We start from the raw sequence: 20,400 nt of genomic DNA, 5'->3' as shown, positions 1-20,400 counted from the left end.
TTAAAATATCAGAGAAAGTCCGATTATGACTTCACTTAGGCCAAATATCGTCAAACGCATTGAGCGTTTGCCAAAGCCCAAAAATGTGACTGCTGCGATGCAACCACTTTTTGAGGCCATTTCGAATGCCATTCATTCAGTTCAAAACCGGTTTGGGGAGACTGTCAGCAAGCAAGGGCAGATTCACGTCACCGTGAACACCAATCGTAACAAGGATAAAGTGTGGGCGACTGTCGAAGATAACGGCTTTGGACTAGACGAGAAGAATTGGGACGCTTTTACCGAAACCGACACGGACAACAAAATTTCGATTGGTGGTAAAGGCGTCGGGCGGCTCTTATGGCTGGATTGCTTCCAGAAGATTAGCGTCGTCAGCACGTTCAAATCCAAAGACGGCATGGAAACACGATCCTTTGACTTCATGTTGAAGCGGAATGACCAAATTCAGAACGAGAAAATAGAGGCAGTCGGATCGACCCAGAGCCCGTCTTTCTTCGTTCGTTTCGATGGATTGCGTGATAACGGGTATCTTTCGAATTTTCCGGGCCGCGACAGCTTTGTTTTTCAACATTTGACTTCGCATTTCTTGCCGACATTCATCGGCAAGAAATGCCCCCAAATTTCGGTCTATGTTGGCGATGAGACCCGTCATTATCCTGCCGAGATCGACAACATCGTTCACCGCAAGCAAGCTGACATACAGCTTGAGACCGAAGAATATGGCCTACTGCTGTTAACCCTTATGGAATGCGATAAAGTTGCCAGCGCGGACCTCAAAGGACACCATTTTGTCCATTTTATTGCTCACGACCGGACGGTCCAGTCTCAAAGCATCGACGGTAAGCTAGGTCTGAAATATTTTGGCAGCGACAATGACCGTGTATTCCACGCTATTTTAACAGGCGAATATCTCGACACGAATGTGAATCAGGAGCGGACGGCTTTCATGTTCGAAGATGTTGTTCTCGACCGCATCATCAATGATGTTTGCAGTTCGTATATTGAGGAGTTTCTCAAGGAACCCCTTGAGAAACTTGGTGGCGAGCAGCGCGAGAAGATTGAACAGATAACAGAAAGCTATCCATCTGTTGCCTTCGGTAACACCGAAGAACTTCAGACCAAAATCCCTTCGGGTGAACTGAAAGAGGATGCCATTTACGGGCATTTGGCTCGTGAGCGCTTTCGCAGAGACCAGCGGCAGGCTGATAAAATTAAATCCGTCCTCAGCCGATTGAGAGGTGGTGAAGCTGACGCCGCTTCCTTTGCCGATGCCATTTCGGAAGCCGGTTCAGCGATTGAGGATGCAGAGCAACGCAGCCTTGCAGAGTATATCGTGCGCCGGAAGGTCGTTCTCGATTTTATCGAAATACTTCTGGAAAAAGTGCGTGATGATACACGGGACAGTTCGTATCAGCGCGAGGACATCCTTCACTCGTTCATTTGCCCGCTACGCATAAATACAATTGAAGATGGCACGAAAAAAGTTGAATCTGCATCATCTCACGATCTCTGGATCATCGATGAACGGCTAACCTTTGCGCAATATTTCAGCTCTGACGTCGAGTTTTCAACGTTGTCGCAGGCTATCGAAAGCGACGAACGCCCTGATGTCCTAATCTTTGATTATGTTCACGGTTTGCGACAAACCGAAGAACCGTCCAAAGTTCTTTTGGTCGAATTCAAACGGCCGGGCCGGTCAAGCTACGGTGACAATGAAAATCCTCAGTCGCAAGTCGAGCGTTATGTGCGGCGGTTGCAAGAGGGAAAATTAAGTGATGTGAAAGGGCGACCGATCAAGCTTGATGATCGCACCGTTTTCCATTGTTTCATCGTTGCAGATATTGTCGGTAAAATTGATGAATGGACATATACTTGGCAACGCACAGCGGATGGGCGCGGGCGTCTATATCAGCCGCAAAGCGGGTTTCAGGGTTCGATAGAGCTGATCGGATGGGACGCACTTTTGGGCGACGCGCGAGCGCGCAATCAGGCGTTTTTTGATCGCGCTGGTATTTCAGGCAAGAGTTATTTTAGCCTAGATTGAACGCCTGCGGACAAGTCCGCACCGCGCTCTATTCCACGATCCCGCCTTCGCGGGCTCACTCCACCGAGCCGCCTTTGGCGTCTCGGCCTGCCGGTGACGATCGCATGGCGCAAGAGGAAGGGCAGTCCTGGCGGACCGCTGGTGATGAGCGGGATTTTTAAGGACGCACTCTTTCCCGCTGCGCTCCTTGAGGGTGCGGCTTCTTTGTTCTGACCCGCAGGCACTCTTGCCTCTCTCCTTGCCCGGTGGGCGCTGGCGCACATTTGCGCGCGCACACCACCGCGCGGCGTCGCGCCGTGCAAGGGTGCCGTTCTTGTTGGGCCGCTTCGCGGATGGGATAATCGCGATTGTTAGCGATTGATATGGACGGCGCGGACGCGCCGGCGTTGTTTTCCGGCACCAGAGAGACGGTGTGGGCGGCGCTCCCGGCTAGGCCCGCCGCGCTCAGGCGCAACCCGGCAAGCCGGGTATTTCTCTTTGTTTCATCCCTTCGGGTGCGCCTGACCGCTTGATGCGGGCCTTTCTGGTCGCTCTTGCCGCCCACCCCGCCTCTCCGGGGCCGGTTGCGGCAGTTTTGGGGTGATGGAGGCGGTTATGTTGCATGAAAATACGAAAGTTAGTGAAAACGGCAAGGGCAGGGCAGCGAAGGCAAAGCGCGCTTCGCGCACGGCGCGCAAGACCCGCCGTGGCGGCAGGGCAGCGCCGAAGCTGTCACTTTATGATGAAGTGACCGCGCAGATTATCGCGCAGCTGGAAGAAGGGGTATTTCCTTGGGTGAAGCCTTGGAATGCTGGCAACGCTGTGACCGGATTGCCGCGCAACGCGATTTCGGGGCGGCAGTATTCGGGCATCAATATTCTCATATTGTGGGGCGCGGTCATTGATGGCGGCTATCCCTCGCAGGACTGGCTGACATTCCGGCAAGCCTTGGCCGCTGGCGGATGCGTTCGCAAAGGCGAGAAGGGCCGGACGATTTTCTATGCCGACCGCTTCACGCCCGACGATGAGCGGCAAAAGCAAGGCGAGGGTGATAAGCCCCGCTCCATTCCGTTCCTCAAACGCTTTACGGTATTCAACGCCGCGCAGTGTGATGGCTTACCCGAGCGGCTGACCGCCGAACCCGCACCGCTTCCGCAGCGCGAGTTGCACGATCAGGCCGAGGTTCTGATTGACGCTACAGGCGCGGACTTTCGGACGGGTGGAACGAAAGCCTTTTACAATGTGGGCGCGGATTATGTGCAGGTTCCCCCGCAGCCAGCTTTTACTAATCAAATCGACTATTACCGCACCGCCTTGCACGAACTTGGTCATTGGACGGGTCACAAGACCCGTCTTGGCCGCGATCAGTCGGGTAATTTCGGGACCGCGCTTTATGCGCGGGAGGAACTGTGCGCCGAACTAGCATCGGCTTTTCTGTGTGCAGCGCTCGGTATCGTGCCGACCGTTCGCCATGCCGATTATCTCGGCTCATGGCTGGCGGTATTGCGGCAGGACAATCGTGCCATTTTCAAAGCCGCCAGTCAGGCCAGCAAAGCGGCGGATTATCTGCTGGCCTTTACCGATCAGGTGCCGCTGCGCTCGGAGCGGGCGGCATGAGCGGGGAAGCGCCAGATCATGCCGCCGCACCGCTGGAAGCGGAGCAGACACCTATCGGCGTGCAGACATTGGTGTCGGGTGTTGCGCCGATCACGCCAGCCCAGAGGCTGGCGATACGCGCCAACGCGCCAATGGAACCCAAGAAGGCCCAGCGACCCGCCGATGATGTCACCGGAAGTCGGGGATGCTCCGGGGGAGCATCTCCTCCGGGGGCACTGTTCGACACCAACAGCCGCAACCAGATCGAGATGTTCTGAAAGGAGTTTTGCCATGATGCTGCTGACCAAAGATCACAGAAAGCGCCTGATCGCCAACGGCCAAAATCGCGGCGACCATGTGCCAATTGTCAAATTGTTCAATCCGGTGGGCGCAGCCACTTGGCTGCTTTCCGAACTCGATAGCGATGGCGACACTTTGTTTGGTTTATGTCGAGTTCAACATAAACCGAAGTATGTCGAGTGCGGAATTATGTTGAGCGCACCGCGCGATCTGGCGGTTTGTCAGGTGTTTCTAAGGACAACACTTCGCATAACGAGCATGCTCCCGACGTCTCAAGACGAAAGGAGTATCACAATGTCAGACGAACAATTTACCACTATAGCGGCTCGCCATATTGAGGATTTCGGCAAACATCTCCGCCAGCAGGGATATGCTGAGGGTACAATCAAGCATTACGGTCATAGCTGCCGCCACTTCGTGACGTGGCTCGATCAGCACGACATTCCACTTGATGCCGTCGATGAAGAGCTCATCGAACGGTTCGCCGTCCATAGCTGTGCTTGCCCAGGCTACTTTGTGCAAAAGGCGCGGCGGAATGCCCAGTATCTGGCGTCGATCCGCCGCTTTGTGCGCCATCTCGCAGCGATCGGCGCGATCCCTGAAATGGTGTGTGGAAAGCAGGGAGATGACCGGCTTCATCCGTTCCGCGACTGGCTGAGCCGACATCGCGGCGCGAGCGAACGCACGATCCTCGGTCATCTGCATATGGTCACCAAGCTGTTGCCCCAGCTTGGCGATGATCCGGCGTGCTATGATGCTGCCCTGATCAACCGGGTCATATTGCAGAATCTGGAGAGCGCGTCGCGGGTGAGTGTCCAGCAGATGTGCGGTTCGCTGCGGATGTATCTTCGTTACCTGGCCGCGAGCGGCACTTGCTCACCGGCGTTGGTCGGAGCAGTCCCGCGAATACCGCGATGGCGGCTCGCGACGCTGCCGCGCTATATCCTGAGCGACGATGTGGAACGCGTGATCGCCTCATGCGATCCGGCCACGCCTCGGGGACTGCGGGACCGCGCCATTCTGCTGTTGCTGGCGAGGCTGGCCCTTCGCGGCGGCGATGTCGCCAACCTGCATCTTGAAGACATCGACTGGGACAATGGCCTGATCCGAGTCGCTGGCAAGACGAAACACGCCGTCGCGCTGCCTTTGCCACAAGACGCAGGTGATGCCCTGCTGGCCTATATCGAACGTGCCCGGCCTATCGTTACCTCGACGAAGGTCTTCATCCGATCAATCGCGCCGTTCGTGCCGTTCGCATCGTCGTCGCCGATCTCGATCATCGTGCGCGACGCCCTTCAGCGGGCAGGTGTCGACAATGCCAACCTGCGCGGTGCCTATCTGCTGCGCCACTCCGCCGCCACGCACATGCTGCGCTCGGGCGCAACGCTCGATGCCGTCGGCGCGGTGCTTCGTCACCGTTCGCCGGAAACGACCGCTATCTACGCGAAGGTCGATACGACGATGCTGGCGCATGTGGTGCAGCCCTGGATCGGAGGTGCGTCATGCTGATGATCACCAATGTTCAGCGCTATGTCGCGATCAAACGCGGGCTCGGCTACAAGTTCGCCGATCAAGAGCAGATGCTCCTGAAATATGCCGGGTTCGCCGACGCCCGCGGTGATGAATATACCTTCGCCGACCGGATGATCGAATGGGCGTCGATGGCGCCATCGGGGCAGCGATCGCGAGAATGGCTGAGGGTAGCACGACACTTTGCGATCTCCATGCATGCCGAGGATGACCGCAACGAAATACCGCCGCGCGATGTGTTCGGCAGGGCCAAACGGCCGAGGCCTCGTCCGCACATCCTAACCCCATCGGACGTCAATCGGATTATGGAGGCGGCGCTATCGGTCCCGCCGGTCGCGTCGATCACGCCCCATACCTATCACCATCTGTTCGGGCTGTTGGCGACGACGGGGCTGCGCGTATCCGAGGGGGTTGCTCTGTTCTATACCGACATAACGCCTGATGGGCTGATGATCCGCGAGACCAAGTTCCGCAAAACCCGGCTTGTTCCGATCCACGACAGCACGCGCACCGCGCTCGCCGAATATCTGACGCTCCGGCAGCGCATCGGCGGTCCCAGTCCGCACCTGTTCGTGCTCTCGACAGGCGAACCACCGGATCATGCGACGGTGACGCGCACCTTCGTCAGGCTAGCGCGGCAGGTCGGGCTGCGCGGTCCGCAAGGCGAGCGCGGTCCAAGGCTGCATGATCTTCGCCATAGCTTCGCGGTCCGCTCGCTCGAACAATGCGGCAGCGATCGTGCAACTATCAACCGGCACATGCTCGCACTCAGTACCTATCTTGGACACGCCTGTCTCTCCGATACCTACTGGTATCTGGAGGCGACGCCGGTGCTGGTCCAACAGATCGCGACCGCGACCGAGGCGTTCCGGGAAGGGGGTGCGGCATGACCGCGCTCGCACCGCACCTCAGCGTCTGGCTGCTGGAGCATCTGCCCCGCGATCGGGGCGCGAGCCGCCATACGATCGACAGCTATGCCTATAGCTTCCGGCTGCTCGTCTGCTTCGCGGCCAAACGGTTGCGCCTACGGCCGTCAGACCTCCGGATCGAACAGCTCGACGCCGCGCTGATCCTCGACTTCCTCGACGACATCGAGAAGAGCCGGGCCAACACGCCTCGCACGCGCAATGCCCGGCTTGCCGCGATCCGGTCCTTCTTCCGGTTCCTCGAATATCGGGCACCGGCCTGCCTCGACGTCGCCATGCAGGTGCAGGCGATACCGGCCAAGCGGGTCGAACAGCCGCTGGTCGATTATCTAACCCGTGCCGAGTTGCAGGCCCTGCTCGACGCTCCTGATCGGCGAACACGATCCGGGCTGCGCGACCGGGCGATGCTGCACCTTGCCTATGCTTGTGGGCTGCGCGTCTCCGAACTGACCGGCATTCAGCTTGACGACATCAACCAGCCCACCGCCGATACCGTCCATGTTCTGGGTAAGGGCCGGCGCGAACGGGTGTTGCCGATGTGGAAGGAAACGCAAGCCGTCCTGCGAGACTGGCTGCGAGTACGGCCAGCAGGTGATGAACAGGCTCTGTTCCTCAACGCGCGCGGCGAGGCGATCGGGCGGCATGGCTTCGCCAGTCGGCTGACGGTGCACGTCAAAACGGCCCAGCGGACTGCTCCGAGCCTCGTCCGGAAGAAGGTTACGCCGCACGTTCTGCGGCACACCTGCGCCATCCACACGCTTGAAGCCACCGGCGACATCAGGCGTGTGGCGCTGTGGCTCGGCCATAGCAGCGTCACCAGCACCGAGATCTATCTGCGGATCGATCCGAGCGAAAAGCTCGACATCCTCGATGCCGGGGCTCCGCCACAGATCAGGAAAGGCACGTTCACCGGCGTGTCTGATCGCCTGCTCGCAATGCTGGAGGCTGCCCATGCCTCATGATTATGTGAAGCAATCAGAGCTCATCGCCGTGAAATGCGACAATGGGACATCCCAACACAACATAACGCTGTGCTCGACATACTTCGGTCTGGCCGATCTGGGGTTTGGCTGCGCTGAACTCGGTTCAGTCAGCCTGTCCGAGATTGCATCTCTGACCTTACCGTTTGGCTTGTCCATCGAGCGCGATCTGCATTTTGAAGCGCGCTTTCCGCTCACCGTTTACGCCGATGCCGCCCGAATAATCGGGCGCATCACCGAGGATGAAATGCGGCTTGAAGCCGCTGTCTTGGCGCAAACGCAAGAGCGCCACGCTTGACCGCGCATTTCCCTTTCACAGCTTCCGCCGTCTTGACCACCCCTCCGGTCAAGGCGCGGCAGACCCCGCACGGCAATCCCGCCGTGCGGACCACCGGCCCCGCTTCCACCGCCACCCCCGTATGCAACGGGAGCGGGGCCAATCATCAACGTAACCTTGAAGGAGAAAACCAATGCAACTCGAAAATATAGACCTCGCCAAACTCTCGGTGTCACCGGCCAATATGCGAAACGCCAAGAAGCCGCCCGACATTAGCGATATATTACCCTCGGTGCGGGTGCGGGGCGTTCTTGTGCCGCTCTTGGTTCGCCCAAACGGCAGCGCCGAAACCTTCGAGATTGTCGCGGGACGGCGGCGCTATCATGCGGCAACCACAGTGGCCGAAGAAGGCGGCAGCGATGGACCGCTCCCTTGCGCGATACTCGAAGAAGGCGATGATGCCGCTGCCTTGGAAGCGTCGCTGATTGAAAATCTTGTCCGCGAAAATCCCGACGAGGTAACGCAGTGGGAACAATTCACGCAGTTGGTGAAGAAAGGCCGCAAGGCAAGCGAGATTGCCGACACGTTCGGGATGGACGAGAAGATGGTGGGGCGCATTCTTGCGCTCGGCAATCTGTTGCCGCCCATCCGCAAAGCCTATGGCCGTGAAGAGATTGATGCCGCCACCGTGCGCCATCTGACCTTGGCCAGCAAGGCGCAGCAAAAGGCATGGCTGGCTCTGTTCAAAGATGAAGAAGCCTATGCGCCGCGTGGAAGCCAACTCAAGGCTTGGCTATTTGGCGGCGCTTCGATTTCTACGTCCGCCGCGATCTTCGATATGACCGAGTTCAAGGGTCAGGTAGTTTCTGATCTTTTTGCCGAGGATGGTTATTTTGCCGATGCCGACCAGTTCTGGGAAGCGCAGACCGCCGCCATTGAAGCGAAGAAGGCGGCATATCTGGAGGATGGCTGGAGCGATGTGCAGATCATTCCGCAAGACAGCTATTTCCAGACTTGGGACCATGAAAAGACGACCAAGCGCAAAGGTGGCCGCGTCTATATTGATGTGAGCGCCAAGGGCGAGGTGACGTTCCACGAAGGCTATCTGACCGCCAAGGAAGCGCGGGTGCGGGAAACCGGACAGGTGGACAGCAAAGCGGATAAACCAGCGCGTCCCGAAATTACCGGACCAATGGCGGAATATATTGACCTTCATCGTCATGCTGCCGTTCGTAACGAACTCGCCGCCAGCCCCTTTGTCGCGCTGCGCGTCATGGTGGCCCATGCGATTTCCGGTTCGCCATTATGGAATGTGAAGGTGCAGGAGCAGCGCAGCCGCAAGGAAGCGATTACCGAAAGCATCGAGACCAGCGTGGCAGAGGCCCGTTTTGACGAGCGCCGCCGCGCCATTCTGGCAGTGCTTGGTTTTGATGGCGACGAACCCACGGTCACACTCGGCCATGAGACACGAAACGGTATGAGTGGCCTGTTGCTCCGCTTGCTCGATGTGCCGGATGCTGTGGTGATGGAGATATTGGGTGTGGTTATGGCCGAAACGCTGGCCGCTGGCAGCGAACTGGTCGAAACCTTGGGCGTCCATCTCGATGTGGAAATGGCCGATTACTGGACAGCCGATGATGCGTTCTTTGATCTTGTCCGTGACCGTGAAGTCCTGACCGCGCTTTTGGGCGAAGTTGGCGGAGCCAGCATTGCTGCTGCGAACGCCAGTGAAAAGACCAAAACGGTGAAGGGCATTATCAGTGACCATCTGACCGGCGAGAATGGTCGTGATAAGCAGGAGCATTGGGTTCCGCGCTGGATGGCGTTTCCGCCCTCGGTCTATACGACACGCGGCGGTGTCGGCACGGTTGCCGCCGCCGAAAGAGCCAAGTGGCTGATGGAAGAGGACGAGCCATCCGAGCCGGAACCGCAGGAAGCGGACGAAGCTGCGTCCACGAAAGACGAGAATGAGCGAATTGCAGCTTGAAACATTGGCGGGCGGCTTGTCAGCCGCCCGCTCCAAAATCACCGCAAAGCCGGTTGGGGCAGCGTTGTGGGTGCAGCCTTCCTTAAGCGGGGCTGCGCCTTACCTGTTGGTGTCAGAGCCATCGCCACCGGCGAACAGGCTGGCAGAAGCAGTGCGCTAGCAGCCTCCCGATGCCCGAAATGATCGCTGCGTTTGCTGCGGCCTTTGACGAGGCCCCGATTAGCCATGTCCATCATAGCCTAGCGCGTCAGTGCGCTTTCATCTGACCTATCGGCATGAGGGTCGCCCCGTTCTGCAAACAGTCCGCGCCATATCGACCGGAGTCTATGAGCCAGACATTGAACGCAATTGGGTATTAGCCAGATCTCCTTGGCATTATTGGCCAGCCGCACTCATTCACGTCCTCGTCAATGGCTTTGATTGGCAGGGGACGGCTGCGCCTCTTGCCCCTAGCTGCAACGGTGCAGCCCAAAGTTTCTTCCCCTGCGCTACGCGCATTCCTCGCGGAAACAAGAAACCCCGGTCTGCACCGTCCTCCACTTCGTTTCGGCCCTGCGGGTGCATCGGTTCAAGCCCCTGCCTGTAATCAGCCATCGAGGCCGCGAATGAGCGCGGGTTCGACCAAACCAAGGAGAAGTATCATGGCTAATATCGGAACATTCAAAAAGACAGGCAACGACTATCGCGGCGAAATCGTGACCGTGATGTTGCAGAAGAAAAACGTTACCATCGTCGCCGAAGAACCAAGCGAGAATGAAAACGCACCGACCCACCGGGTATTCGTGGCAAAGGCAGAAATCGGTGCAGCCTGGGCAAAGACCAGCAAGGAAGATCGCGACTATCTTTCGATCAAGCTCGACGATCCCAGCTTCAACGCGCCGATCTTCGCCAGCCTGTTCGCCGATGAAGATGGCAAGACACACAACCTGATCTGGTCACGCGCCCGCACATCGAACGGCAATTGATCCAAACGCCTACGCCCCGACCGGTGTTCCCGGTCGGGGCTTCACTGTGTTCGTTTGGGGGCGATTCGGTCTCGCGCGCGGATAACAAACTATTGTATATGAAATGTGAAATCCTCTGGTTAGAGTAGGGAATGAACAAAAGGGGGGTGTTAATGCGAGTTGAGCCGATTGAGGATACTGCGTGTGCGTTCGAGGATCTCTTGAATGACGGGAGCAAAAATGAAAATGACCTGCAACGCTTTTTGGAGGAGCATAGTGAGTTTTTGGTGACGCCTTGGCTACTTAACCATCAACTTCATATGAACTGTGTCATAACGAAATTTCCTGTTGGCGATCGCACTGCCGACTTTGCTTATCTGACCAAATCTTCTGACAAATGGTGTCTCGTGTTGGTCGAGATCGAGCGCGCGGATAAGTGTTTGTTTAACAGAAGTAGCAAGCATGTTGGTATGTCTGCGGTATTCAATGAAGCGTTGGCTCAAACCAGCGTATGGCGAGAGTATTGGGATGAAAACAAAAACACTGTCAGAGAGCGGCTTCGACCTCTTCTCGTACCGCTAGGGATGGCCCGCAACAAATTGGAGCTTCGTAGGGTTTTGGTGATTGGACGGTCTCAAGAGAAAGACAGCAATGAAGACCGTCGGCAGCGCATAGCGGCGATTGAAAAAGATCAACAAATTGAGATTCTAACTTTTGATACCTTGCTCCGCCATTACCGCAATGGACGGGGTGAGAAGAGGTGCATATTGTCGCCGCGCTCCAGCGGCTACTCCATCAAACACATGGACGGTCAGCCAGAGCATCTCTTTGCATATGTCTATCCAGAGCACTTGGACGTGCCGCCAATCTTTGAAACGCAGTTGAAGGCAGCGGGATTTCAAATGGATGCTTGGCGGAATAATGAGTTACTTATCTACAACGGGAAGTGGTCGACAACTCCAAGCGACGAAGAAGCGGGCGGTGTCCACCCAGGTGTAAAAAAGATCATTGCAGCAGCTAAAGCGCATAAGACTTGAGTGACCTTAAATGCAAGAATTCGCTGTGTTTGCCGGAGGCCATGAACAGCCGACCCCTATCTCCTTGCAAAGATATTTGCGCGCTGGACGATAGTGCCAGCGTCTGCACCGGCTGCGGTCGCACCGTCGCCGAGATCGCCGAATGGGGGAGCGCGACCGCCAGCCGCCAGCACGAAATCGTGCGGCGATCTTCGGCTCGTATGAGAAGCCCCGCTTCACAGGCGCACTCAAAAACGTAACCCCCAAGCCCATCCAAAGCGGCCTTCATCTTTGATGAAGATAGCCGCTTTGGATGCGCTTTTCTTAGGGGGATTTAGGGCATTTGTCTTAATTGCAGGATATGCCTAGCGGCGCGTGTTGTATTACAATGCCCGTGTTTCACGAGGCAATTTCATGGCGACAAATACCGATCCGAAACCTGCGATGCTGAGCATTAGGCTAGATGCTGGAGCGCTATCTGCGCTCGACAGCTTCGCAGTGGGGCGGGGCGGTCGAAGCGCGATCTTGCGGCAAATGATTGAACAGGTGTTGGAGGAGAACAGTGGCCGTCCTCTGTTAGAACGCCGCGAAGGAATAGCGCATAATCGTGTCTCGCTACGCTTCACCGATGCCGAGATTTCGGTAATCGAATACCGTGCATCACAGCGCTCGACCAATCGGTCAGGCTGGATCAAAGCATTGGTGCGCCGACACCTGTCTTTGAAATCGCGCGTCGATGATGGTTTGCTCGCTGAGCTCGCACCGATACGAATGCAGTTGCTCCGCATTGGCCGCAATCTCAATCAGGCAATGAAGGCTGCCAATTTGCGTATGATGGAAGATGGCGACAAGCAGATTGGAAACGACCTGCGCCGTATCGCCGACATGCGTATGGAAATTTCCGAACAGATAGCAGCCGTCGGTGATGCCATGCACGGCGATGCGGGCTATTGGGAGGTAGCGGATTGATGGGGTTGGAATCTGCCCTTTGGGAAGCAACCCGGCCAGCATTCCGGGTGCGCTATATTCATGACCCGAATGGCCAGCCGCTGACACCGCTCTATGCTAGCTACGGGTCTGCCAGCGGCAAGACAGCACGGGCAAAGTTGGCGAGGATTGTGCGCCGCGCGCCCGAAGTTTTGGTCAAAGTGACGGGACGCCAGAAGGGTGGTCGCCATGTCAAAGCCCACCTAGATTATATCGGACGCAAGGGTGACGTCGAGATCGAAAGCCGCGACGGAGAAATTCTCACGAGCAAAGACGATATTGCAGAACGCGCGGCTGAGTGGAGTGACACGCTGCAATGGCGGTCACGGCCAACTGTGTCGTCGGTGTCGTTGGTTTTTTCGATGCCCGGAGGCACTGACCCAGACAAGGTGCTGGGAGCGGTTCGCGCGCTGGCCCATGCCGAATTCAGCGACAATCATGATTATGTCTTGGCGCTTCATACCGATACGCCGCGCCCGCATGTTCATTTGACAGTGCAGGCAGAGGGGCTTGATCGAACCCGCTTCAATCCTCGCCCGGTCCAACTGAATGGTTTGCGTGAACGGTTTGCACGCGAGCTGCGCGCGCGCGGCGTGGCTGCCGAAGCAACGCCAAGACGCGCGCGCGGGCGAGGGGTTGCTGGGTCAAGCATGGCGTTGGTCAAATTGCGCGCACGGCTGCGCACCGGATCAAGCCGTCAGATGATGAAGGCAGATCGGCGTACCAATGAACAGGCTATCGCCGTCGCGCAGGGGCAAGAGGCACTGCCGACATTTATCGCACTTGGCGCAGAAAAATGGCAGGCGATCCGCAAGGCATATCGCGAAGCTATCTTTGCGCTGAACGCCACCGGATCAAATCAAGATCGAGAGCTTGCCAACGACGTTCACGGCTTCCTCGAAAAGCATCAACACATGAACGCGACCCCCGAAGTCTTTGCCGCGCACTATGCTAAAAAGCTCGGATTCAAGGATGGTCATCCTAAAAAGCAGGCACGTGACCTATCGCCGCGTGATCGCGGGCGAAGCCAATAAACCCGTATGCCTAGCGCTCGAAAAGCGGTCATTAAATTCCAGATTTGGAGGTTGCCTGCTCAGCCTCTGGTCTAATCGCCAGTTGCATAATGGATGGGCTTGAATGATCCGTTATTGGACTGCAGAGCCGAACAGGCCGTCAGCCCAATAATCAAGTCCATCTGAGCGCGGAAGCGGATGCACTCGCCCGCCTTGCTCATCGGCGATTCTACCGTGATTTCGCCTGTAACGGCATTGACTGGAACATTCATAAAGCAGTTGAAGGCTGTCGGAATTTGATCCTCGCTCACACCCCACGGTGCGAGAGCGCTGGCGAGATTGCCAAAGCATCCCCGATGCGGGTCCTTGTCACCATAAATAATGCGAAAAGTATCTTTCGAGCAGGGTGTCAGCAGAAAATCATGTCGCCCGACGTCATCCTGTTCGATCTGAAGCATTACGTTACTGCGATTGGAATAAAGCGGATCGCCAGTTGTTAGGTAAATGCGGCTTGCATAATCCAGTGTTCGCCCGGAAGAAATGACCTCGCCGATGTCGTGAAGGTTATAAGCCAACAAATCGGCTACCTGCTCACCCATAGGATCAATCACGGTCAGCGTCTGCCCGGTCTTTAACTCAAAAGCCGTTCCGGTGCGTGGCTTCAATTCCTGAATCATGGGGCTTTTTTCTCTTTCCTGTGAAAAGGACAGGCCCAATCGGCCTCAACCTGCCGTCCGCTATATTGCCGCGCTGCCGATATCATGCCGTGCGGTGCGAGCATAGGGTTCCGGCTTCCGGCCAGTGCCGTATCACGCTCCGAAATACTTGCCTGTAGCTGATTATAGAGTCCGGTCTTTCGCATTTGTTCAAATTGATCGTGGATGTTAAAAATGATGGTTGGTTTGGAAAAGCGCCGTGCCGGTCGGCTTGAACCCGGATGCAGACCCACGATAAAGAACGCCGCCCCTGCAAAGCTAACGGAGAAATTACCGGCATCAGGATCTGCACTAACCTCTTGATCATGGCTGCACCCGGCTGCGACATCAATGTCGGACAGGGCTTGCAGCCGAATCCACAAAGCCTGTTCAAATTCACGTTCTGACAGTGTGTTGTCGTCAGCAAAAATCACAGCGAAGCTTTGAAACATGTGCGGGTCAGTTCGGTAACGATATGCTTGGCCGCTCAGCCGTGAATAGATGTCTTTATCATCGCCAGTGTAAAACAGGCTGCTTGCTGTCAGGATTTCCATGTTGCCTTTTGCCAATGATGCCTTCGCGCCAACACACGGAAACTTCTGAGCATCAATGAAGCAGGTGAGGGCCTCTTTAGGGGTGGCGGTTTCGTGGTTGGTCATGCGGGGGCATCGCTGTTCAGCGTTAGCAAAGACGCAGCGGGCCGAATTTCTGCGGTTCGTGGCACCTCCTCTTTCTTCACTATGTCTAACGCACGCAACCAATGAGCGCCGATCACCGCGTCCAAACCCACCGGATTAAATGGATCAAGGCCTGAACCGGGATAAAATGTCATCTCTCCAAACACCGGCGACCCTGCAGGTTCGTACAAGTCTACGCGGGCAAAATCGATATCGCTGCCGAGCAACTCGGCGGCTTCTACCATTGAATCTAGTGATCGTGGAGGTTTGGGGTCGGCATCTGCAGTGAGCGCAGAAACCCTACACCAGTCTTGGTCAAATAGAATCCAGCGGTGTCGGTTTCCCCGGCCCAGATGCACCTGAATAAAGGCAACTTCGCCGCCAAAAACATAAAATTTATAGTCGACCGGCACGCCGCCATCTTGCCCGATAAATGGTTCGATCAAAAGGCCATGCGGAATATGCCGGTAGAGCCATTCGTCGAGCCAAAAGCCATAGGTCTTCTTGACCCAGCCATGCGCCCTACGCCTTACCGCAGCCCAATTGGTATCGTTAGGGTCAACAAACGCAATTTGGTTGCAACCATGTCGCGATTTGAGGACGAACCGCTCCCGCCACTCGCTAGTTTCAGGCAATTGCGTCCCGCTCCATAAAGTGGGTGTGATCCATTCCGGTCCCAACCGCTTCGCCGCGATATCCTTGACTGCAACCTTGTCCGCCAGAATGGGAAGCTTGGGATTTCTGTCATGCAGTTTGCGCAGCTGTACTAGTTCGGTAAATGTCGTGGGCGCGGTCAGATTGGGTAAGCGGCCATGGCGCGCCAAATAAGTAAGGTGTATCCGCAACAGAGGAAACAATTTGGTGTTTTCAGTCAATGCTTGGGGATGTTTCAAAAAATTGTTCCAAACTCGGATTTAAAATTTGCCAATACTGTCCCGGTGAAAACATGAGTATGTAGTATTAACACCATAGCTTACGCGTCGGCGAGCGGTAAGTTGCAGGATCAATGCAAAACGCGTTGGATGACAAACATCGTACTAGGACGATGTTCACCACATCGCTGTCGGCCTTGATGCATCATGTCATTCATGCCCGTGATCATCTTCGCCAATCCACAGGCTATGGCTGTCGATCCTCAGCCTCGTGATGGCATCCAGAGCATCTTTTCGGGCACTGGCTTCTGATCGAAAAGCATCATGCGCTAGCCGCTCCGCTAACAATAGATCAGACAGGTCGAAGGCACCAAGGTCGTTTCCGCGGCGCATTTTCATGAGACCATCCACTTGGGCTTTCATACCCTCCCGACTACGCTGCCAAGAGCGCCATGTTGCTTCGGCTGCCGCCAGATCGGTATCGGCCACTTCTTGTACATCAAAGCGAATGGCAGCCGCTTCGGCCTGAACGGCCAACGCTTCGCTCGCGGCGCGGTCAGCCAGAGCACTTCGGTGGCGACCACCCAGCGGTATAGAGGCAATAATGCCCGCTCCTTTTTCCATGCCGTCACGCTCGCTGAACACCCGAAAACCAAGTGATGGATCAGCAATGCGGTCGCGGCGTGTGCGCTCTGCCATTGTAGAGACACGATTTGCTTCCGCATCGGCCGCAGCAATCTCATGGCTGCGCTCAATCACCAGATCGCGCAACATAGCAAACCCGCCTTCAGGTATAGAAGGTAGAGGCATTTCCGGTGCTTCAACAGGCAGAGCTAAACTAGGGAATTGGGCCGCGAGCCGTGCACGTGCATATTCTGCCCGCCCCTTGGATTGCTCGGCCATCAAGCGCGCCGATCCTAACGCTGCTTCGGTTTGATCGGCTTCGAGTTGCGCAGCGTCGCGCAATTGGACCCGCCGCTGTATTGCGGTTAGCGTTGCCTCATAATTTTTGACGGCTTGCGCATCGATAACTGCTTCAGCGCCCGCACCCAACCATTGCCACCAAAGGCTTCCCAATAATGTTGCTGCCTGGTGCTTAACATCCTCAGCGCGGTTTTCAGCAGCTGTGACTCCATATTGGCCAGCCTCCCGATCGAGTTTCTTTTTCCCCGGCAAGCGGAAAGGGCGCATCACGGTCGCATCAAATTCGTTGAAATTACCCTCAAGGTCCACATTGCGGCGAGTATAGGAACCGGAAACGGTCACTTCGTGTGAACCAACTCCTAACGCTCTGGCTTCAGCCTTTGCCGCTTCCACACGAGCGCGCGCCGCTGCGACGCTGGGATGATCGTCGAGCGCCGTCTGAACCGATGCTTCATCAGGCAGGCCAGATTCGACCTGAGCAGATAATGGCGCTGCAGCTGTGACTGTCAGAGTAAGTGCAACAAAATATCGAAGATGTTTCATGCCTTAGCCCCCTCATCAAATGATTTTTGGCCAGCGTCTCGTTCAGCCTTGTTCTCGCCAAATCGTTCGTACAGCATCGGCAGCAAGATGAGCGTGAGCATGGTCGCGCTAACCAGGCCGCCGATTACTACAATGGCCAGTGGTTTCTGGATTTCCGAACCGGGGCCAGTTGCAAATAACAAAGGAACCAGCCCGAATGCGGCAATGCTTGCCGTCATCAAGACGGGCCGAAGCCGCCGCGCAGCGCCAATGCGCACCGCTTCATGCATTGGCATGCCTTCCTCTCGCAATTGCCGGAAATAGCTGACCATCACGAGGCCGTTGAGAACCGCGATCCCTAGTAGAGCAATGAAACCTACCGAAGCGGGCACTGAGAGATATTCGCCTGATGCTGCTAGGGCAACCATCCCGCCGACCATCGCGAAGGGAATGTTGATCAAAATTAATAGCGATGCGCGAACCGAATTGAGCGTTGCGTAAAGAACTACAAAAATAAGGATTAGCGAGATGGGCAGCACGACCATCAATCTTGCTGAAGCACGCTGCTGGTTTTCAAACTGCCCACCCCAAACGATCCGGTAGCCCGGTGGCAGCTTCACATTGCTTCCAATATCAGCTTTTGCCTCTTCGACATATCCAACAAGATCGCGGCCAGACACAAAGGACTGGATCAGCGCGAAGCGGGAGCCGTTTTCATGTTCCAGCTTCACCGGCCCTACGACTTGATTGACGGTTGCAACATCACTGGCGCGCACAAGCTGACCCGTGGGTGAGCGGTAAAGTTGATCGGCGAAGTTTTGCGGGTTCATTCCTCCGCTGCCTTCGCCCTTGATTTGGATTGGAACGCGGCGATTGCCATCGGCTACGACGCCTGAGCGCACACCCTCAACCTGTGCACGCATCATGTCCTGCAGCATGTCGATCGGCATCCCCGAACGCCCGGCGGCCATTCGGTCCATATCAAGCTGCAAATAATCTACCGTATCATTGGCGATGGTCATCGCTTCCGTTGTTCCGTCAATCTTTTGCAAACGACCTTGTATTTCACCGGCAAGGCGCGAAAGCTCCTGTAGATCAGGGCCAAACAGCTTAATCGCCAGATCGCCGCGCGCTCCTGTGAGCATTTCGGATATCCGCATTTCAATGGGCTGCGTGAAACTTGGCTCAATCCCGGGCAAATCATCAAAGACATCGCGGATTTTCTCTGTCAGCTCATCTTTGTTTGATACTTGCCACTCATCGCGCGGTTTGAGTTTCAGGAAACTGTCGGTTTCATTTGGGCTCATCGGGTCCAGGCCCAGTTCGTCACTGCCTACTCGCGCGATGACGTCCGTCACTTCTGGCACGTTGGCAAGTATCGCTTTTTGGACCTTGATGTCGCCATCTACTGAGTGATCGAGCGAAATGCTGGGCAATTTGGTAAGCTGAACGATCAGCGAGCCTTCGTCCATCGTCGGTAAAAACGTCTTGCCCGTCACGCTATAAGCAAAGCCGGCAGTTACGAGAGAAAATGCTGCTATCCCGATTACAAGCGGACGACGATTGAATGCGCCGCCAAGCACACGCGTGTAGAAGGGAGAGAGTTTGCGCATAAGCCACGGTTCGTGATGACCATCTGGCATTTTCAGCATGAAAAAACACAAGACAGGTATCAATGTGAGCGAAAGGATAAGCGAGGAAAGCAGAGCGAGGACAATCGTCAACGCCACGGGTGAAAACAGCTTTCCTTCCAATCCTTCCAACGTAAGCAGTGGCAGGAACACAAGTGCAATAATAGCTAAGCCCGAGGCTACCGGTTTTGCGACTTCGGCTGAAGCAACAAAGATATTGTGCAACTTGCTTACCTTCTTATGTTTTTCCTCAGCTAAGCGCTCGACGACATTTTCAACCACAACAACCGCGCCATCAACCAGCATGCCGATAGCAATCGCTATGCCGCCCAAACTCATCAGGTTCGCCGTGAGACCAATCGACCGCATGCAAATAAAGGTTAGTAAAACCGACATAGGAAGGGCTAGCGCAACGATAATTGATGCTCGGACATCCCCGAGGAATAGCAACAACAGGATCACAACGAGGATTGTCGCTTCAAGCAGCGCTTTTTCTACAGTGCCCACAGCGCGTTCGATCAAATCCGAGCGATCGTAAAACGGGACGATCTTCATTGAGGCTGGCAGGCTTGGCTCAATCTCTTGCAGACGTTCTTTCACGCCCTCAACGACCTTGCTGGCGTCTGCGCCGCGTAAGCCCACAACGAGGCCCTGGACCGCTTCCCCTTCGCCATTTTTTGTAACAGCGCCGTAGCGGGTCAGACTTCCGGTGCCGACTTGCGCCACATCACCGACGCGAACAATAGCGCCATTTTCTGACTTGACGATGATCGCCGCCATATCTTCGACGCTCTTGATGGCACCTACTGACCTGACAATAAGGGATTCCTCGCCCACTGTCAGTCGGCCTGCGCCATCATTGCGGTTGCTGCTTTCAATAGCCGTCTGCAAATCGGAAATCGTGAGATTAGCCGCTGCAAGCGATGCGTTGTTGGGGTTCACTTCATAAGTTTCAACGAAACCGCCCAGTGCGTTAACATCAGCAACACCTGGCACCGTACGCAGCGCAGGTCGAACAATCCAATCCAGCACGCGGCGTTTCTCGGCTAGCGATTGCGGGCCTTCGAAAGTGAACATATACATGTCGGAAAGCGGTGTTGATATCGGTGCCATGCCGCCTGAGACGGTCACGGGCAAATCGCCCATCACGCCGTTCAGCCGCTCGCCAACCTGACTGCGCGCCCAGTAAATATCTGTGCCGTCCTTAAAATCGATAGTAATGTCAGCAATCGCATATTTGGCAACCGAACGCAGCACTGCCTGATCAGGAATACCAAGCATTTCCATCTCGATTGGCGTGATGACCCGGCTTTCGACTTCCTCCGGCGTCATGCCGGGTGCTTTCAGGATGATTTTGACCTGCGTTGAACTGATATCGGGAAATGCATCGACCGGCAGGGTCATAAAAGCATAGACCCCAAAACCAGCTAATCCCAGTGCCGTAGCTACAATAGCCATACGAAAGGCAAGTGCTTTTTCAACCAAATTTCTAAGCATTTG

Annotated in this window: 19 protein-coding genes; 14 read left to right on the top strand and 5 right to left on the bottom strand. The window is 55.9% G+C overall.

Annotated features, from left to right (window positions below):
• Positions 1-25: 25 nt before the first annotated feature.
• The 14 genes from ACO6S1_RS03595 to ACO6S1_RS03530 all read left to right on the top strand — a co-directional run bounded on the left by ACO6S1_RS03595 (position 26) and on the right by ACO6S1_RS03530 (position 13,600).
• On the top strand, positions 26-2,044 hold the full coding sequence (locus tag ACO6S1_RS03595) for an ATP-binding protein (RefSeq protein ID WP_335653890.1): 2,019 nt from the start codon (positions 26-28) through the stop codon (positions 2,042-2,044).
• Positions 2,045-2,638: 594 nt separating this feature from the next.
• Entirely contained in the window at positions 2,639-3,640 is a 1,002-nt protein-coding gene (locus ACO6S1_RS03590; RefSeq protein ID WP_422344973.1) for an ArdC family protein, read from the top strand.
• Complete coding sequence (locus ACO6S1_RS03585) at positions 3,637-3,897, top strand: hypothetical protein (protein ID WP_422344972.1); 261 nt, start codon at positions 3,637-3,639, stop codon at positions 3,895-3,897. Before ACO6S1_RS03590 ends, ACO6S1_RS03585 begins: the two co-directional genes overlap by 4 nt.
• A gap of 13 nt (positions 3,898-3,910) precedes the next feature.
• Complete coding sequence (locus tag ACO6S1_RS03580) at positions 3,911-5,428, top strand: tyrosine-type recombinase/integrase (protein WP_422344971.1); 1,518 nt, start codon at positions 3,911-3,913, stop codon at positions 5,426-5,428.
• On the top strand, positions 5,422-6,339 hold the full coding sequence (locus ACO6S1_RS03575; RefSeq protein ID WP_422344970.1) for a tyrosine-type recombinase/integrase: 918 nt from the start codon (positions 5,422-5,424) through the stop codon (positions 6,337-6,339). Before ACO6S1_RS03580 ends, ACO6S1_RS03575 begins: the two co-directional genes overlap by 7 nt.
• The gene (locus tag ACO6S1_RS03570) at positions 6,336-7,337 is read left to right on the top strand and encodes a tyrosine-type recombinase/integrase (RefSeq protein WP_422344969.1); all 1,002 of its coding nucleotides are present in this window, start codon (positions 6,336-6,338) and stop codon (positions 7,335-7,337) included. Before ACO6S1_RS03575 ends, ACO6S1_RS03570 begins: the two co-directional genes overlap by 4 nt.
• Complete coding sequence (locus ACO6S1_RS03565) at positions 7,327-7,653, top strand: DUF2958 domain-containing protein (RefSeq protein ID WP_422344968.1); 327 nt, start codon at positions 7,327-7,329, stop codon at positions 7,651-7,653. The genes ACO6S1_RS03570 and ACO6S1_RS03565 overlap by 11 nt, the downstream gene beginning before the upstream one ends.
• Positions 7,654-7,825: 172 nt before the next feature.
• Positions 7,826-9,619, top strand: a complete 1,794-nt coding sequence (locus ACO6S1_RS03560) for a ParB/RepB/Spo0J family partition protein (RefSeq protein WP_422344967.1) — start codon at positions 7,826-7,828, stop codon at positions 9,617-9,619.
• Positions 9,600-9,779: a hypothetical protein gene (locus ACO6S1_RS03555; protein WP_422344966.1), complete on the top strand. Its 180-nt coding sequence runs from the start codon at positions 9,600-9,602 to the stop codon at positions 9,777-9,779. Before ACO6S1_RS03560 ends, ACO6S1_RS03555 begins: the two co-directional genes overlap by 20 nt.
• 481 nt (positions 9,780-10,260) lie before the next feature.
• Positions 10,261-10,584: a DUF736 domain-containing protein gene (locus ACO6S1_RS03550; RefSeq protein ID WP_422344965.1), complete on the top strand. Its 324-nt coding sequence runs from the start codon at positions 10,261-10,263 to the stop codon at positions 10,582-10,584.
• Between the two features lie 152 nt (positions 10,585-10,736).
• A complete protein-coding gene (locus ACO6S1_RS03545) occupies positions 10,737-11,600 on the top strand; it encodes a Shedu anti-phage system protein SduA domain-containing protein (RefSeq protein WP_422344964.1) in 864 nt (287 codons plus the stop codon).
• 41 nt (positions 11,601-11,641) lie between these two features.
• Positions 11,642-11,839, top strand: a complete 198-nt coding sequence (locus tag ACO6S1_RS03540; RefSeq protein ID WP_422344963.1) for a DUF1289 domain-containing protein — start codon at positions 11,642-11,644, stop codon at positions 11,837-11,839.
• 154 nt (positions 11,840-11,993) lie between these two features.
• On the top strand, positions 11,994-12,548 hold the full coding sequence (locus ACO6S1_RS03535) for a hypothetical protein (RefSeq protein WP_335660839.1): 555 nt from the start codon (positions 11,994-11,996) through the stop codon (positions 12,546-12,548).
• Positions 12,548-13,600: a relaxase/mobilization nuclease domain-containing protein gene (locus tag ACO6S1_RS03530; RefSeq protein ID WP_335660840.1), complete on the top strand. Its 1,053-nt coding sequence runs from the start codon at positions 12,548-12,550 to the stop codon at positions 13,598-13,600. The genes ACO6S1_RS03535 and ACO6S1_RS03530 overlap by 1 nt, the downstream gene beginning before the upstream one ends.
• Positions 13,601-13,671: 71 nt before the next feature.
• Here the strand turns inward: ACO6S1_RS03530 and ACO6S1_RS03525 are convergent, their stop codons facing one another.
• The 5 genes from ACO6S1_RS03525 to ACO6S1_RS03505 form a co-directional block, all read right to left on the bottom strand.
• Entirely contained in the window at positions 13,672-14,256 is a 585-nt protein-coding gene (locus tag ACO6S1_RS03525) for an urea carboxylase-associated family protein (protein ID WP_335660841.1), read from the bottom strand.
• Entirely contained in the window at positions 14,253-14,933 is a 681-nt protein-coding gene (gntA, locus tag ACO6S1_RS03520) for a guanitoxin biosynthesis heme-dependent pre-guanitoxin N-hydroxylase GntA (RefSeq protein ID WP_335660842.1), read from the bottom strand. Before gntA ends, ACO6S1_RS03525 begins: the two co-directional genes overlap by 4 nt.
• Positions 14,930-15,844 (bottom strand): ATP-grasp fold amidoligase family protein, encoded by a 915-nt coding sequence (locus tag ACO6S1_RS03515; protein WP_335660843.1) that lies wholly within the window; start codon positions 15,842-15,844, stop codon positions 14,930-14,932. Before ACO6S1_RS03515 ends, gntA begins: the two co-directional genes overlap by 4 nt.
• A gap of 189 nt (positions 15,845-16,033) precedes the next feature.
• Positions 16,034-17,290, bottom strand: coding sequence for a TolC family protein (locus ACO6S1_RS03510; protein ID WP_422344962.1), 1,257 nt, complete (start codon positions 17,288-17,290; stop codon positions 16,034-16,036).
• The gene (locus tag ACO6S1_RS03505) at positions 17,287-20,397 is read right to left on the bottom strand and encodes a CusA/CzcA family heavy metal efflux RND transporter (RefSeq protein ID WP_335660845.1); all 3,111 of its coding nucleotides are present in this window, start codon (positions 20,395-20,397) and stop codon (positions 17,287-17,289) included. The genes ACO6S1_RS03510 and ACO6S1_RS03505 overlap by 4 nt, the downstream gene beginning before the upstream one ends.
• Positions 20,398-20,400: the final 3 nt, after the last annotated feature.

Source organism: Parasphingorhabdus sp., from assembly GCF_965233695.1.
Classification (GTDB): domain Bacteria; phylum Pseudomonadota; class Alphaproteobacteria; order Sphingomonadales; family Sphingomonadaceae; genus Parasphingorhabdus.
Note: the sequence above shows the minus strand (reverse complement) of the source record. Positions and strands in the feature narration are given on the sequence as shown.

Coding starts and splice junctions, on each gene's coding strand:
- ACO6S1_RS03595 (WP_335653890.1), top strand. CDS start 26: ATGACTTCACTTAGGCCAAATATCGTCAAACGCATTGAGCGTTTGCCA.
- ACO6S1_RS03590 (WP_422344973.1), top strand. CDS start 2,639: ATGTTGCATGAAAATACGAAAGTTAGTGAAAACGGCAAGGGCAGGGCA.
- ACO6S1_RS03585 (WP_422344972.1), top strand. CDS start 3,637: ATGAGCGGGGAAGCGCCAGATCATGCCGCCGCACCGCTGGAAGCGGAG.
- ACO6S1_RS03580 (WP_422344971.1), top strand. CDS start 3,911: ATGATGCTGCTGACCAAAGATCACAGAAAGCGCCTGATCGCCAACGGC.
- ACO6S1_RS03575 (WP_422344970.1), top strand. CDS start 5,422: ATGCTGATGATCACCAATGTTCAGCGCTATGTCGCGATCAAACGCGGG.
- ACO6S1_RS03570 (WP_422344969.1), top strand. CDS start 6,336: ATGACCGCGCTCGCACCGCACCTCAGCGTCTGGCTGCTGGAGCATCTG.
- ACO6S1_RS03565 (WP_422344968.1), top strand. CDS start 7,327: ATGCCTCATGATTATGTGAAGCAATCAGAGCTCATCGCCGTGAAATGC.
- ACO6S1_RS03560 (WP_422344967.1), top strand. CDS start 7,826: ATGCAACTCGAAAATATAGACCTCGCCAAACTCTCGGTGTCACCGGCC.
- ACO6S1_RS03555 (WP_422344966.1), top strand. CDS start 9,600: ATGAGCGAATTGCAGCTTGAAACATTGGCGGGCGGCTTGTCAGCCGCC.
- ACO6S1_RS03550 (WP_422344965.1), top strand. CDS start 10,261: ATGGCTAATATCGGAACATTCAAAAAGACAGGCAACGACTATCGCGGC.
- ACO6S1_RS03545 (WP_422344964.1), top strand. CDS start 10,737: ATGCGAGTTGAGCCGATTGAGGATACTGCGTGTGCGTTCGAGGATCTC.
- ACO6S1_RS03540 (WP_422344963.1), top strand. CDS start 11,642: ATGAACAGCCGACCCCTATCTCCTTGCAAAGATATTTGCGCGCTGGAC.
- ACO6S1_RS03535 (WP_335660839.1), top strand. CDS start 11,994: ATGGCGACAAATACCGATCCGAAACCTGCGATGCTGAGCATTAGGCTA.
- ACO6S1_RS03530 (WP_335660840.1), top strand. CDS start 12,548: ATGGGGTTGGAATCTGCCCTTTGGGAAGCAACCCGGCCAGCATTCCGG.
- ACO6S1_RS03525 (WP_335660841.1), bottom strand. CDS start 14,256: ATGATTCAGGAATTGAAGCCACGCACCGGAACGGCTTTTGAGTTAAAG.
- gntA (WP_335660842.1), bottom strand. CDS start 14,933: ATGACCAACCACGAAACCGCCACCCCTAAAGAGGCCCTCACCTGCTTC.
- ACO6S1_RS03510 (WP_422344962.1), bottom strand. CDS start 17,290: ATGAAACATCTTCGATATTTTGTTGCACTTACTCTGACAGTCACAGCT.
- ACO6S1_RS03505 (WP_335660845.1), bottom strand. CDS start 20,397: ATGCTTAGAAATTTGGTTGAAAAAGCACTTGCCTTTCGTATGGCTATT.